This is a genomic window from Rahnella inusitata (assembly GCF_003263515.1).
Taxonomy (GTDB): domain Bacteria; phylum Pseudomonadota; class Gammaproteobacteria; order Enterobacterales; family Enterobacteriaceae; genus Rahnella; species Rahnella inusitata.
This window is the reverse complement of sequence record NZ_JYDE01000007.1, coordinates 122,582-137,784: the sequence shown is the minus strand read 5'-3', so window position 1 is coordinate 137,784 and position 15,203 is coordinate 122,582. Positions and strand designations below refer to the sequence as shown.

The following is a 15,203-nucleotide window of genomic DNA, read 5'->3' as shown; positions in this document are numbered from 1 at the left end:
CCACAGAGAGTTCGTCATGAATATTTTAATTGTGTATGCCCACCCGGAACCTCAGTCCCTTAACGGATCACTGAAAGATTTCGCTATCACCCACCTTCGTACTGCGGGTCACAACGTTCAGGTTTCTGACCTTTATGCTATGCAGTGGAAAGCTCAACTGGATGCCCGTGACAACATTGCCCCCTCAGCGGACATTCCGTTTCATCCTTCTCTGGATTCCCAGCGCGCGTTTAAAAATGGCACACAAAGCGCCGATATCGTCGCTGAGCAGGAGAAATTACGCTGGGCGGATACGGTCATTTTCCAGTTTCCGCTGTGGTGGTTTTCAATGCCTGCCATCATGAAAGGCTGGGTTGATCGCGTTTATGCTTATGGATTTGCTTATGGCGTAGGGGAACATTCGGATACGCACTGGGGTGACCGATACGGAGAAGGCGCGATGAAGGGTAAACGTGCGATGCTGATGGTCAGTACCGGCGGCTGGGAATCGCATTACAGCCCGCGTGGCATAAACGGAGCTATCGACGATGTGCTTTTCCCTATCCAGCATGGGGTACTGCATTATCCGGGATTCACCGTGCTTCCGCCGCTGGTGTTGTATCGCACAGGCCGTACTGATGCCGCACGCTTTAATCAGATCTGTGATGAACTCGCCACACGGCTGGATACGTTAGAGAGCACCACACCCATCGCTTTCAGACACCAAAATAGTGGCGAGTACGAAATCCCTTCACTGACGCTGAAGCCTGAAATCGCACCGGGCAAGACGGGGTTTGCGGCGCATTTAAAATAAAAAAGGAAGGCCGTCAACCGATGGCCTTATCGCTGTCCATACCTTCTCGCGCCATCGCCAGAAAAGTACAGGCTGCGCCATTGGTTTCTCCGGCGCGGCTCACCAGCATCAGGTTGGCGGCCAGATCGGGTTCTTCCAGCTTGCGGTATATCAGCCCCGGTATATGCACCTGTTCCAGAGGCTCAGGGACTAATGCAATACCCATTCCGGCCGCCGCTAAAGCCAGAACACTCAGGGTGCTGGAAGTACGATGAGCGATATTAGGTGTATGCCCCAGCATCTCAATAAGCCTGTGAAGCAAATACTCATCCGCATCGTGCGCATCGTAGAAAATCAGCGGTTCTGTCGCGAGCATTGCTACTTTGAGCCGGGGAATATTGGCCAGAGGGTGATCGTCAGCCATGGCCACCCGTCTTTCCCAGTAACCAATTCTTTCAGCCACCAGCGCACGATCGTGTAACTTGCTGTGATCGGGGGTGTACCCAATGTCCAACTGCCCTGCCAGAATCGCGTCTGCCTGCTGCTGCGGGGGGATTTCACGGACAATCAATTCGACATCAGGATACGCTTTGTGAAAGGCGCGCAGATCGCGCATCAGCTTACCGCTAAAAACGGCGTTCCCGGCAAACCCCAGCCGTATGCTTCCCAGCTCACCCCGCATGACGCGCTGGACGGTTAATTTGGCATGTTCAACCTGAGCGAGCGTACTACGTGCCTGGGCGAGCAGTAAGTGGCCCGCTTCGGTCAGGTCTACCCGGCGGCTGGTGCGCACAAACAACGGCCCTCCGAGCTCTTCCTCCAGCGCACGAATTTGCATACTCAAGGCCGGTTGCACAATGTGCAGTCGCTCAGCGGCTCGCCCAAAATGCTTCTCTTCGGCAACCGCCAGAAAATACCTCAGATGACGTAATTCCATCGCACCCCCCATTAATCATTTAAAATGATAGATCGTTCATATTAACACATTGGAATTTATCAACGTTAAAGAGGATGCTCTGCTTCATCGGCACACAGGTGCCTTCTGCTTAAGGACTTTGCCATGCAACATTATCTTGAAGATCGTCTGCAAATAACCGACCTGATGACCGGCTGGATCCATCGTGATCTGGGTCAATGGGATGCGCTTCGTGAGCTTTTTCATCCTGATGGCACTATTGAAGTCACCTGGTTCGAGGGTCTGGCCAGCGAGTTTGTTGATGGCTCGATGAAAATGGGTGCATCCGACGCACGAACTAAACACCTGATCGGCACCCCCAATGTGACGTTCAATCAGACCGCGACGAAAGCAATTGTCGAGACCAATGCCATGATCATCGGCGAGAACGTCAAACTGAACGTAGGCTGCGTGGGGCATAACCGTTTTTACGATTGGGTGGAAAAGCGTGATGGTGTCTGGAAACTCCTGCACCGCCAAAGCATTTACGATATGGCGAGTTTCACTTTCCCGATGGGGCCGGTCGAAATCGATAATGCCGTCGCGGCAAAGTATCCACGTGAATATGCGGCGCTGGCCTACATGCTGGAAAAAAGCGGCTTCCCGGTCAAACGCGTTTTTGCCACCCGCGGGAGCGAGTTAGAAAAAGAAATGAAAGCCAGCGGCGTTGCCTGGCTAAAAGCCTGATCCTCCCTCTCCTCACCGGTGAAGCCACTCCATTCCCCGGACATGCTATTTTGCGGTTACAAAACCCCAAAAAAAAACCAGCGGATAAGGTTATCAACTGGCTATTTATGGGTTCTCAATAACAGATTTATTATTTCTGTTTAAAAATGCGCAGACGTATTTACAGTTAAAAAACCTGCGTATTTCTACTTTGCAGACACACGCTCCAACCATTCTCTATAGGCTTTGCTTGCGTCGGCAGAGACATTTTGACGATGAGCGTTAAATTCGTCGCGCATGCCGAATATTTTCCATACGAGCGGTGCAAGATGAATTGCCGGACTATTGAGTTCTTTCGCTTCACGCAATAAATTCAGGCTTCGTTCCCGATATTCTGCGAGAACCTCTGACTGATAGTCGAAGGCTTTACCCAGCCCGGAGATATACATCACTTTAAGGACTTCAGCTGACGGCCAATGTAAAGCCATGTTAAGCGGCCAGTCGAGCATTGCCCGTTCACCCCACATTGAAGACGCCGGCACCTGTTCATTGGCAATCAACGTCAGCATGAAAGTTTGCCCCAACGCTGTCAGATACACTTTCATGGCTTCAGTAGAAGGACGGAGATAAAACGTATCAAGAGGCTGTTCACGCCTCTGCCCGATGTGAGCAAGCAGACGTTCTTCAAGATTCAGTATCAGAGAACCAAGCTCTGCATCGGGTGCCTGACCACTTTCGAAAGCCTGTTTCTTGCGGGTGGTGCAATTCCACAGACTGAGCGAAATTTGCCACTGACGCTGCTCACCTTCACCCGAACAACCGATTTCACCTGTTACAAAAAACTTCATCGCAGGCGGCACAACGTCGAAAAGCGCATTTGCATCCGCCTCCTCTCCCGATACCACAGGGCCTCCGCCCTCTGCGACCTGAATATAGAAACGGGCCGCAAACTGACTCCAATAGTGAGCGGATTCGGCGAAATACAAAGGAATAGCGCGTGTCAGACGACCAATTTCATCCTCTCGCTGCGATTCGGGACCTTCGTCTCCCTCCCTTTTTTTCGCAAGGGCGAAGAAACCCACATGGTCGATGTCCTCAGCCTTTTGTTCGAAGAGCCAGTCTGCTTTGCATAAACCGTAATGCCAGATGGGCTGGGTGAGTACCAGCGTGCTGATTTTTAGCGTGTCAGGGTCAACAGGTATCCCCTCTTCGGCTCGTTTACGCATCGCCTGAAAGGTTTGGGCAAATTCGTCCAGATACTGTTTGATTGGCGTAAAACTCAGGGAATACATTCGAGTTAGCAGCTTTTCGCCCTCCTGAGCATCGCCCAATGCCTGATAGGCGCGCAGCAAATTGAGACCGGCCATCGGATCATGCTTGTGCTCATCATAGACCGGAGCAACAAGTTCGACGATCAGTGGAATCTGCCCATTATTGCCAAGATCGCCGGAAATCATCATTAAAGCTCCCCCGTCGAACAGGCCGCCAGCCAGCACGTCGCTATATAAGGTGCGGGCAGATTCAATCTCCTGGTGTTCCAGATGATAACGGGCAAGACAACATTGTGCTCTCCAGCTGCCGGGCAAAGCAGCTACAGCACGCAGGCCTGATAAATAGGCCGCATCGCCGCCACGTTCCTGCTGAATCATTGCACACCACATCAAACCATTCTCCAAATTAGGATCGGTCAAAATGGCTTGCCAAAGCGTTTCATCTGCCCGGTTTTCATCACCCGCCTCGGCAAATACTTTCGCTAAATTTGTCAACAGCGTGCCCGTGGCACCGGCTTTTTCAATGCCTGTGCGCAAGGTCTTTTCAGCGTCAGATAATTGACCATTTTTCATCAGCACAATGCCCTGAATTACATGGCAGCGCTCAGGAAGATCGTCAATCTCAACCAGACGTCGGGCTGCCGGCATCAGGTCGGCTGCAAAGCCGTCATTCAACCCCGAGAGTATCGTGTCATAGAGCCCGGCAGCGTCGTCCCACTTTTGTTGTAAAGCAGGCAGAAAGACTTTTTCGCGCCAGTCGCCGCGCGTGATATGCATCTCGCGACCATAGGCATCATAAGCAACAATCAGTTCTTCCTGAGTTGTCGTAGGGGTGAGTTCACTTGTTTGATCAGAGACGATGGCAGGAGATTTAACATTCTTTTTGCCGCTGAAGGCAGACAGGATACGTTTGAACATAGTTGAAAATTGCCCATTAGTGATGAGTGTTCATGGTGTTCAAACGGCCAATATCCTCCCTGCCGTTTGTAAATCGATTATCACCCGGTGGGATTTTCTATCCAATAAAATTATAGAGCGGTTTGCGGCACCGCTGCGACGACGCTATCCTGCATCAGGGATCGATTTCAGCTACTGCGTTACTTCCGGTAGCAAGACAGAATAAAAATGAGGCAAAGTCAGATATGAACTCAAATTCCCACCCACCTGCGCCTTCCGGCGAGCTCCCGCCACTGGCATGGCCGGAATTTTCAGATGACAAAGCACGGCTGGACTGGTGGCGTAGCTGCACCCAGGCCTGGCTTGCACAATGGGAAAAACCGGATCCCTTCACGCCAGTCAGCGCAAAAGAGTTAGCAGCGCTCGAACAGCGTCTGGGCTGCGCCATTCCACCGTTACTTCGTGTTTATCATGAGCAAATTGGTACCCTGAATCTGGCCGAAACGTTGTGCAGTGTAACGCCCGCAAAATACGCCAGCATAGAACCGCTGCACGATGCCTATCCTGGCATTACTGACATTCTGGAAAATGTCCCCGACGCCGCCCCGCAATGGGCGCTGGTCAACCAACTGGTTGTTTTCGGCGACTATCTGGGCAATGGCAACCTGTGGTGTTTTCACCGTGAAACGGGTGAGGTCTGGTACTTCGATCACGACTGGTCGCCGATGCTCACGCAAATGTTCACCGATGTCGGCCAGTATCTCGACATACTGATGTTCAAATGCCTGCTCGACGCGCATGGCGAAGAAGATAATGAAGACCTGCTGCGCGAGCATCTGGGTGATGCCATCGTGGAAAAGTGGATGTATTGAGAGGATAAACCCTCACTGATGCACCATAAAAAAAGCCCGCAAATGCGGGCTTCGTTAATGCAGTGGTTATCGGGGGAGAATCATTCCCACTCAATCGTCGCCGGTGGCTTACCGCTGATGTCATACACTACGCGGGAAATACCCTCGACTTCGTTGATGATGCGGTTGGAGCAGCGGCCAAGGAAATCGTACGGCAGGTGCGCCCAATGCGCGGTCATGAAGTCGATAGTTTCAACTGCGCGCAGTGAAACAACCCAGTCGTATTTGCGGCCATCACCCATCACGCCAACGGAGCGGACGGGCAGGAAGACGGTGAACGCCTGGCTGACTTTGTTATACAGGTCGGCTTTGTGCAGTTCTTCGATGAAGATAGCATCCGCACGACGCAGCAGGTCGCAGTACTCTTTCTTCACTTCGCCCAGCACGCGCACGCCCAGACCTGGCCCCGGGAACGGGTGACGGTACAGCATGTCGTATGGCAGGCCGAGTTCCAGACCAATTTTACGCACTTCGTCTTTGAACAGCTCTTTCAGCGGCTCAACCAGACCCAGTTTCATTTCTTTTGGCAGACCGCCCACGTTGTGGTGGGACTTGATCACGTGCGCTTTGCCGGTCGCAGAGGCAGCGGATTCGATCACGTCAGGGTAGATGGTGCCCTGCGCCAGCCATTTCACCGCATCCTGCTTGCAGGCTTCTTCATCGAAGACTTCAACAAACACGCGGCCAATGATTTTACGTTTTGCTTCCGGCTCATCAACACCGGCCAGCGCAGAAAGGAAACGTTCTTCCGCGGCCACGTGAACAATGTTCAGACCGAAACGGTCGCCGAACATTTCCAGCACCTGATCGGCTTCGTTCAGACGCAGTAAACCGTTATCGACGAAGACGCAGGTCAGACGGTCGCCGATGGCGCGGTGCAGCAGCATCGCGGTCACGGAAGAGTCCACACCGCCGGACAGGCCGAGGATCACATGATCGTCGCCAATCTGAACGCGCAGGCGCTCGATGGCGTCTTCGATGATTTTAGCCGGGGTCCACAACGCTTCGCACTGGCAGATGTCCATCACGAAACGTTCCAGAATGCGCAAGCCCTGACGGGTATGCGTCACTTCCGGGTGGAACTGTACGCCGTAAAAACGTTTTTCTTCGTTCGCCATAATGGCAAACGGACAGGTATCGGTGCTGGCAACGGTGACGAAGTCTGACGGAATAGCCGTTACTTTATCGCCGTGGCTCATCCAGACGTCGAGCAGCGGCTTGCTGTTATCGCTCAGGGCGTCCTGAATGTCGCGGATCAACGCGCTTTCAGTCTGAACTTCAACCTGTGCATAACCAAATTCGCGTTCGTTAGAACCTTCAACATGGCCGCCTAACTGCATTGCCATGGTTTGCATGCCGTAGCACACGCCCAGCACCGGCACACCGGCTTCGAAGACGTAGTCTGGCGCACGCGGGCTGTCATGCTCGGTGGTACTTTCCGGGCCACCGGACAGGATGATCCCGTTCGGGTTGAATTCGCGGATTTGGGCTTCGGTTACGTCCCAGGCCCAGAGTTCGCAATAGACACCGAGCTCGCGCACGCGGCGTGCAACAAGTTGAGTGTACTGGGAGCCGAAATCGAGGATAAGGATACGGTGCTTGTGAATATTTTCGCTCATGAGGGGCGTTTTCCAGAAAGCAATAAAAGCGTTAAAACAACAGGTTAAATTTTTCTTAGTGCAATAAAAGCAGACAGCGAGCTAATTGCTCGCTGTCTTAAGGGATTAAGAACCCATGCGGTAGTTCGGTGACTCTTTGGTAATGGTCACGTCATGTACGTGGCTTTCCTGAATCCCGGCACCGCTGATACGAACAAACTCAGCCTTGGTGCGGAGGTCGTCGATGGTAGCACAACCGGTCAGACCCATACAGGAGCGCAGACCGCCCATTTGCTGGTGAACGATTTCTTTCAGACGGCCTTTGTAAGCAACGCGACCCTCGATACCTTCCGGCACCAGTTTGTCAGCGGCATTATCGGTCTGGAAGTAACGGTCTGAAGAGCCTTTGGACATTGCGCCCAGAGAGCCCATACCACGGTAGGATTTGAAGGAGCGGCCCTGATACAGTTCGATTTCGCCCGGAGATTCTTCGGTTCCTGCCAGCATCCCGCCGACCATCACGCAGCTTGCACCGGCAGCGATAGCTTTAGCGATGTCGCCGGAGAAGCGGATACCGCCGTCGGCGATAACAGGAATCCCGGTGCCTTCCAGCGCTTCAACCGCGTCAGAAACGGCAGTGATCTGTGGAACGCCCACGCCGGTCACGATACGTGTGGTACAGATTGAGCCTGGACCGATACCGACTTTCACCGCGCTCACACCCGCTTTCGCCAGTGCCAGAGCACCTGCGCCAGTCGCGACGTTACCGCCGATGATTTGCAGATCCGGGTATTTTGCGCGGGTAGCGCGGATACGTTCCAGAACGCCTTCGGAGTGGCCATGGGAGGAGTCGATCAGCAGAACGTCAACGCCCGCCGCAACCAGTGCGTCGATACGTTCTTCGTTGCCAGCACCCGCGCCAACCGCAGCACCGACACGCAGGCTGCCCTGCTCATCTTTACATGCGTTAGGTTTACGTTCGGCTTTCTGGAAGTCTTTAACGGTGATCATACCGAGCAGATGGAATTGCGCGTCAACCACCAGCGCTTTTTCCACGCGTTTTTCGTGCATTTTCTGCAGCACGACTTCGCGAGCTTCGCCTTCTTTCACGGTAACCAGACGTTCTTTCGGCGTCATGACTGCGGTGACAGGCTGTTCCAGATCGGTCACGAAGCGCACGTCACGACCGGTAATAATACCGACCAGTTCGTTCTCTTCGGTCACCACCGGATAACCGGCAAAACCGTTAATTTCAGTGAGTTCTTTAACCTGGCGCAGAGTAGTTTGTGGCGTAACCGTTTTAGGGTCAGCAACAACGCCGCTTTCATGCTTTTTCACGCGACGGACTTCTTCCGCCTGACGCTCAATAGACATGTTCTTGTGGATGAATCCGAGGCCGCCTTCCTGCGCCAGAGCAATCGCCAGATTCGCTTCAGTCACGGTATCCATCGCTGCGGACAGCATAGGGATATTCAGACGGATTTTAGCGGTCAGTTGAGTACCGAGATCGGCAGTATTGGGCAGAACTGTGGAGTGGGCTGGAACAAGGAGAACGTCGTCGAACGTTAGTGCTTCTTTTGCGATACGTAGCATGGGCAATATCTCACCAAGGTGGATGCGGAAAAGATAAAATATTGCAGCGGGAGTATACAGGTGAGTAGGCATTCCGACCAGAACTATTTCAAAAACTTCTTGATTACCTTTTACGGGCATGTAGTATCGTTCGATTAAGTCTCTGTTTTTGAATTTGATCTGGATCACATGCCGCTACCTTCTTCGCCTCCTATTTTTACCGTAAGCCGCCTGAATCAGACGGTCCGACAGTTGCTGGAAAACGAAATGGGTCAGGTCTGGCTCTCCGGTGAGATCTCAAATTTCTCTCAGCCCTCTTCCGGCCACTGGTATTTCACCCTCAAAGATGACCGCGCGCAGGTCAAATGCGCCATGTTCCGCAATACCAACCGCCGCACCACCTTCCGTCCGCAAAACGGCCAGCAGGTTTTAGTCCGCGCGACTATTACGCTGTATGAACCGCGCGGCGATTATCAGCTGATTGCCGAAAGTATGCAGGAAGCCGGTGACGGTCTGTTGCAGCAAAAATTCGATTTGCTAAAGCAACAGCTGGCGGCTGAAGGTCTGTTCGATAGCCAGTTCAAACAAGCGCTGCCCTCGCCGGCAAAAAGCGTTGGCGTGATCACCTCCGCCAGCGGTGCGGCATTGCATGATGTTTTAAACGTATTAAAGCGGCGCGATCCATCACTCCCGGTGATTATCTATCCCACGTCCGTTCAGGGTGTGGATGCGCCCATGCAAATCGTCCGTGCTATTGAGCTGGCGAATGCTCGCGAAGAGGTGGATGTCCTGATCGTCGGGCGCGGCGGCGGTTCGCTGGAAGATTTATGGAGTTTTAACGACGAACGCGTTGCGCGGGCCATTTTCGCCAGCCGCATTCCGATAGTCAGCGCTGTCGGCCACGAAACCGACGTCACTATTGCCGATTTTGTCGCGGATTTGCGCGCACCCACGCCATCAGCCGCCGCTGAACTTATCAGCCGCAATCAGCTGGAGTTGCTGCGTCAAATTCAGTCACAGCACCAGCGTCTTGAAATGGCGATGGACTATTACCTCGCGCAACTTGCCCAGCGCTTCAGCCGTCTCAACCATCGTCTGCAACAGCAGCATCCGCATTTGCGCCTGGCGCGTCAGCAGACTGCGCTGTTCAAACTGCGCCGCCGTCTGGATGAAGCGATGCAAAATCAGCTGCGTCAGATGCTGCGTCGCACTGACCGGCTGCAACAGTGCCTGACACAGCAACAGCCGCAGCCACGTATTCACCGCGCGCAACAACGGGTTCAGCAGTTACAGTACCGTCTGCAACAGGCCATGTCCGAGCAACTGGGTGAACACCGTGAACGTTTCGGCAAAGCCTGTGCGCAGCTCGAGGGGGTCAGCCCGCTGGCAACGCTGGCACGTGGTTATAGTGTAACAACCACGCCGCAGGGCGCTTTGCTGAAGAAAACCACGCAGACCGCACCGGGCGATACGTTGAAAACGCGTCTGGCCGATGGCTGGATTGAAAGTGAAGTGAAATCGATCGTGGTGGAAAAGAAGGCACGTAAACGGGCAGTGAAAGGGGCCTGAAACAGGCCCCGGTTTAATATCAGATTAAGTAACTGTTTGTCCGTTCCCCGTTTATCCACACCTCACGCGCTTCGCCTTCCGGCACAACGATATCCAGGGATTTCCACGCAGGTTTGAATTCGCCACGCTGAGTGATTGTGATATCGATACGTTGCGCGCTGCTGGCAATCTCCCAGTTCAGCCATAGCGCCTGATTTTGCTGCCAGCGGTGGCTTTCGCCGTCATCCTCGAACAACATGCCCGCTGATGTCACCGCTCCCGGCGCCGGATAAACGTGCAGTTCGCGGGTCATATCCTTTTTGCTGTCTGCATGCGCCAGACGCGCAGACTGCGGCAATGCGGCACCGGCGCGCACCAGCAGCGGCAGACGATCGAGCGGCGCATCGCGGCTAATCGTCTGACCGCCTGCGAACCATTCTCCGCTGTAAAAATCGCACCAGCCGATGCTGTTGTCCGGAAGATAAACTGCGCGCTCGCGCTGCCCTTCATCGACCACGCTGGCCACCAGTAAATCCCGGCCCATCAGGAAATCGTCGGTTTCGGCAAAGGTGTTTTTATCATGCTCGTGGTCGAGGAACGTGGGCCGCAGCATCGGTTCGTCGTCAGCGTGCGCCTGCCATAACAGCGTGTAGAAATATGGCAGCAGGCGGTAGCGCAGACGGATAGCATCGCGGATAAGCGGCGTCACCTGCGGATACATCCACGGCTCGTTGACGGTGTGATCGTCATTCCATGAGTGAATGGTAAAGCGCGGATGCATCACGCCGTTTTGCACCCAGCGCACAAACAGTTCGGCGTCGGGTTTATCGCCGGAGAACCCGCCGACGTCATGCCCGACGTTGTACAGCCCTGATAAGCTCATGCCAATACCCATACGCGTGTTATAGCGCAGCGTCTGCCAGCTGGTGCGGTTATCGCCGCTCCACGTCTGTACATAGCGCTGCATGCCCGCACAGCCGGAACGCGAAATCAGGTACGGACGGGTTTCCGGCGCAAAGCTTTGCTGCGCTTCATACGACGCACGCATCATCAGCAACGGCATCACCGGGCGAATGTGTTTGATGGCGATGGATTTACCAAATCCGTGGCAGCGGGCGTCACTGTCCCAAACTTCGTATTCATTGTTGTCATTCCACGTCGAGCCGATGCCTTTTTCCAGCAACTGCTGCGTGACGCCTTTTTGCCACCAGCGCACGGCGGCCGGATGGGTGAAATCGAGGTGTGAGCCTTCGTCATCCCAGAACACCGAGCGCTCAGGCACATTGTTTTCGCTGTCGCGGATAAAAAGCCCCTGCTCTGCCACCTGCGGGTACTGAGGGTGATCCTGCAACAGACAGGGTTTGATGTTGGCCGCCAGACGAATACCGGCGTCGAGAAACGCCTGCGACATCACCTCCGGCTGCGGCACTTTTTCGTGGTTCCAGTTGAAGACGTAGCGTTTATTGCCAATCGACGTATAGCCCGATGAAAGCTGGAACGAATCGCAGGGGATCTCATGTTGCTGGCAAAGTGTGATGAATTTCATCAGTTGCTGCTGGGCGTCCGGTGCATCGGTGTAATACATGGTCGAGCCGCTGTAACCCAGGCTCCATTTCGGACCAAACATCGTTTTACCGGTCAGCCTGACCAGCTTTTTAGTGACCTCCAGCGAGGTCGGGCCGATAAACAGATAGTAATCCAAATCGCCCGCTTCGGCGCTGAAACGACGATACGGCAGATGATAATTATCCAGCTCCTTGCCGAGATCCAGCCAGACATTGCTAAGATTGTCGTAGAACAGGCCAAAACTGACGTCATTACGACGGGTCATCGTAAACGGAATATGTTTGTACAGCGGATCGGTGCTGGCAGCGTTGTATCCCATGGCATCCAGATTGCGCATTTCGAAACGGCGGCCACTGCGGTTGAGATCACCGGCTTTTTCGCCCAGTCCGTAAACGCCGTCCTGCGCCTCACGTCGCTGATAGTGCGCCGATGCGTCGCCTTTCACCGAGAGCATATAGGCGCCGGTTTTGCGGTCACTGACCAGAGGCAACCAGTCACCCGCCGCGTTTTTATGTTCCCACTCCAGCCAGAGAGGCTGATGGACGGTCACGCGCAGCGCTTGCGTCGTGAGGGTGAGCGTGTTTTCGCCCTGTGACAGCTGGAAGCCCGGCAGAGAGAAACCTTCATTGCTCAGACGGTCGCGCCCTTCCCACGGCACATCATTTTGCGGCGCGATGCTCCAGGTGCGATCCAGTGCCAGCTCGCCGTTGCGCTGAATAAACACGCGGATTAAGCCGTGCTCCAGCACCCGCAGACAAAACAGATGCTTACCATCGACACGCAGCTCCACACCTGCGTCGTGTTTTCCGGCCAGTTCCCAGTATTTCAACGTCTTCATACGTGCTCCCTTTTTGCCGGATTGCGGCGTTCAGCGATCAAAGCAATCAGGAAGACCGCCCCGATCAAATCAAAGAATCCCATCGCGATAAATAACGGGTTAAAACCGATTGTGTCGGCAACGGCGCCGATCAGCAGAGAAAACAGGAAACTGGCGATCCACGCCGAAGAGCCGCGCATTCCGTTAACGGTCGCGACCTGATTTTTGTCGAAGGTTTCCACGACAACAGCGCTCAACATGCAGGAAATAACCTGATGGCCGAAGCCGCCGATGGAGATCAGCGCAATCGCTGCGTACGGGCTTTGCGTGAGCGCCACCAGCGCCAGCGACAGCATCATGAATGCGCCGGTGACTGAGCTGGCAACGATGGAGTTGATACGGGTGCAGCCGAAAACTTTGCGATACAGCGTGGTGAGATAGCCGCTGGCGATACTGCCGAGATCGGCGGCCAGAAACGGCAGCCAGGCGAACATTACGATGTGTTTTAAATCCATCCCGCGTTCGTTGGCCAGATACAGCGGAACCCAGAAGCTGAACACTGCCCAGGCGGGTTCGGCCAGAAAAGCCGGGATGGCAATCCCGTAGAATTTTTTGTTTTTGCAGACGATTTTCAGCGACTGAATAAACGGCAGACGCGTTTGCTGCGGTTCGTTGTCCTGGCGGATCAGCGCCAGTTCGTCTTTGCTCAGATTAGGATGGGTTTCCGGCGAATGGTAGAACTTCCACCATAGCAAAACCCACAGCATAGAGAGCAGACCGCAGAACAGGAACGCCCCGCGCCAGCCGAAAGACAGATGCGCCACCAGAATAATGGGGGGTGCCAGCATCGCGCCAATGGAAAAACCCACGCCCGCCCAGCCTGCGGCGACTGGCCGCTCTTTACGCGGGAACCAGTCAGAAATCGCTTTGGCGTTGGCCGGTGTGGCCGCCGCTTCGGCGCTGCCCATGAAAAAGCGCAAAATCGCCAGCTGGATCCAGCTTCCGGCACCGGCGTGCAGCATACACACGACCGCCCAGACAGAAGCACAGATCAGGAAACCGAGCTTCAGGCCGATCACGTCGATCAACCAGCCACACAGTGGCTGAAAAATGGTATACGCCGCCTGAAATGCCGCGACGATGTAAGAATATTGTTCGGTGGTCATATTCAGGCTGGTTTTGAGTTCCGCAGCCAGTAATCCCAGCGAGTTACGGGTGATGTAGTTCACCGTCACGCCGAGCAAAAACAACGCCAGCATCCACCAGCGTAACGCCTTTATTTTTCTGCGCCCTGTAACCGCAGTCTTCTCAGTGCTGATTTGAATTGTCATGCCTGTTCTCCCACCCGTCGGCCAATGCCGCAGATGATGTGTTATGTAAGGTACTTCGGCAGAGTAGGCAGACGGATTTGTGAGCGAAACGTGATTTTTTGCAAAAGCTTTCACGCTATAACTTCCCGGCGGCATCAGGAGGAGAAAACGCTTATGTGCTGCTCATCTTCTGTAGTGAAAAATTTTGCATGGTCGATTTTGAAGGAGATCACAGTTTGAAAGGAAAGTTAAATATCCAGCAAATTGCCGACCAGACCGGGCTGTCGATCAGCACCGTTTCACGGGTTCTGGCGGGGAAAAATAATACCAGCACCAGGGCCCGCGAGCGGGTGATGGAATGTGCCAAATCGCAGGGCATTTTCACCGGGCTTTCCACCGGACGCCTGATGCTCAATAACATCATGATTTTCGCCCCGGCCCGCGCCTTCGATGTTCGCAGCGATATTTTCTATTACAAAGTGGTACAGGGGATTCTGGCGGCGACCGCCCATCATGAAGTGCGCGTGCGCTATTGCGCGATGGAAGAAGAGAACGCCGACGCCGCGCTGTTTATCGCCAAAATGACCGACCCGCTCACCGAAGCCGCGCTGCTGGTTGGCATCGACGATCCGCATATCCATCAACTCGCCGCCGAAATGGGCAAACCCTGTGTGCTGGTGAACTGCCATGACCGTTATATGCGCCACGACAGCGTCAGCCCCGATCATCAGACCATGGGCGATTTCGCCTGCGATTATCTGTTCGCGCAGGGGCATCAGCACATTGTGACGCTGCAATGTCTGCGTCGTCATACTATGGAACTGCGTCTGAGTGGCATCAGACAGGCGTTCGCACGTCATCATCAGACCTTTAGCGACAGCCTTCATCTGCTGAATACGTCGGGTTTCGGTGCGCAGGAAAGCGAGCAGGCCATGCTCAACTATCTGGAAGCCTTGCCGGCGGGTCAGCCGCTGCCAACGGCGATTCTGGCAGGCGGCGATTTTATGGCCTCCGGTGTCGTGGCAGCGCTCAGCAAAAAAGGCTTTTCGGTGCCGGGCGATATCAGCGTGCTCAGTACCGACGGGTTTAATCTGGCGGAAATCCACGACGTACAGCTGACCGCCGTCCATGTTCCGCGCGATGAGTTGGGTACTGAAGCCATCGCGCTGTTACAGCGGCGTATGCTGCGCCCTGACGCGCCCTGCACTAATCAGCTCCTTCAGGGAAAACTGGTGGTGCGGGATTCGGTACGTAAGGCTTCAGGCCGGGCAGTCACGCCCCGTGCGCATCAGCTTTATGACCAACAAATCTGATGAATCA

11 protein-coding genes are annotated in these 15,203 nt (G+C 54.4%); 5 read left to right on the top strand and 6 right to left on the bottom strand.

The annotated features are described in order from the left end of the window. Positions 1-16 precede the first annotated feature (16 nt). The gene (locus TU92_RS04895) at positions 17-793 is read left to right on the top strand and encodes an NAD(P)H-dependent oxidoreductase (protein ID WP_112164855.1); all 777 of its coding nucleotides are present in this window, start codon (positions 17-19) and stop codon (positions 791-793) included. 13 nt (positions 794-806) lie between these two features. On the opposite strand, the gene TU92_RS04890 is transcribed toward TU92_RS04895, so the two are convergent. After that, positions 807-1,709 carry a LysR substrate-binding domain-containing protein gene (locus TU92_RS04890; RefSeq protein WP_112164853.1) on the bottom strand — a complete coding sequence of 301 codons (903 nt, stop codon included), beginning with the start codon at positions 1,707-1,709 and terminating at the stop codon, positions 807-809. A 123-nt stretch (positions 1,710-1,832) separates the two neighbouring features. On the opposite strand from TU92_RS04890, the gene TU92_RS04885 reads away from it, so the two are divergent. Beyond that, a complete protein-coding gene (locus tag TU92_RS04885; protein ID WP_112164851.1) occupies positions 1,833-2,414 on the top strand; it encodes a nuclear transport factor 2 family protein in 582 nt (193 codons plus the stop codon). Positions 2,415-2,599: 185 nt separating this feature from the next. Here the strand turns inward: TU92_RS04885 and TU92_RS04880 are convergent, their stop codons facing one another. Further along, positions 2,600-4,582, bottom strand: coding sequence for a tetratricopeptide repeat protein (locus tag TU92_RS04880; protein ID WP_112164849.1), 1,983 nt, complete (start codon positions 4,580-4,582; stop codon positions 2,600-2,602). Positions 4,583-4,806: 224 nt separating this feature from the next. Between TU92_RS04880 and TU92_RS04875 the strand changes: the two genes are divergently transcribed. Further along, positions 4,807-5,433: an SMI1/KNR4 family protein gene (locus TU92_RS04875; RefSeq protein ID WP_112164847.1), complete on the top strand. Its 627-nt coding sequence runs from the start codon at positions 4,807-4,809 to the stop codon at positions 5,431-5,433. An 80-nt stretch (positions 5,434-5,513) separates the two neighbouring features. Here the strand turns inward: TU92_RS04875 and guaA are convergent, their stop codons facing one another. Both guaA and guaB read right to left on the bottom strand, forming a co-directional pair. After that, positions 5,514-7,091 (bottom strand): glutamine-hydrolyzing GMP synthase, encoded by a 1,578-nt coding sequence (gene guaA, locus TU92_RS04870; protein WP_112164845.1) that lies wholly within the window; start codon positions 7,089-7,091, stop codon positions 5,514-5,516. A gap of 105 nt (positions 7,092-7,196) precedes the next feature. Beyond that, positions 7,197-8,663, bottom strand: a complete 1,467-nt coding sequence (guaB, locus tag TU92_RS04865) for an IMP dehydrogenase (protein WP_136627576.1) — start codon at positions 8,661-8,663, stop codon at positions 7,197-7,199. 168 nt (positions 8,664-8,831) lie between these two features. On the opposite strand from guaB, the gene xseA reads away from it, so the two are divergent. Then, positions 8,832-10,211 (top strand): exodeoxyribonuclease VII large subunit, encoded by a 1,380-nt coding sequence (gene xseA / locus TU92_RS04860; protein ID WP_112164841.1) that lies wholly within the window; start codon positions 8,832-8,834, stop codon positions 10,209-10,211. A gap of 19 nt (positions 10,212-10,230) precedes the next feature. Here the strand turns inward: xseA and TU92_RS04855 are convergent, their stop codons facing one another. Then, positions 10,231-12,594, bottom strand: coding sequence for a glycoside hydrolase family 31 protein (locus TU92_RS04855; RefSeq protein WP_112164839.1), 2,364 nt, complete (start codon positions 12,592-12,594; stop codon positions 10,231-10,233). Next, complete coding sequence (locus TU92_RS04850) at positions 12,591-13,904, bottom strand: MFS transporter (protein ID WP_112164837.1); 1,314 nt, start codon at positions 13,902-13,904, stop codon at positions 12,591-12,593. Before TU92_RS04850 ends, TU92_RS04855 begins: the two co-directional genes overlap by 4 nt. A 215-nt stretch (positions 13,905-14,119) precedes the next feature. On the opposite strand from TU92_RS04850, the gene TU92_RS04840 reads away from it, so the two are divergent. Beyond that, complete coding sequence (locus TU92_RS04840) at positions 14,120-15,196, top strand: LacI family DNA-binding transcriptional regulator (RefSeq protein WP_112165003.1); 1,077 nt, start codon at positions 14,120-14,122, stop codon at positions 15,194-15,196. Positions 15,197-15,203 lie beyond the last annotated feature (7 nt).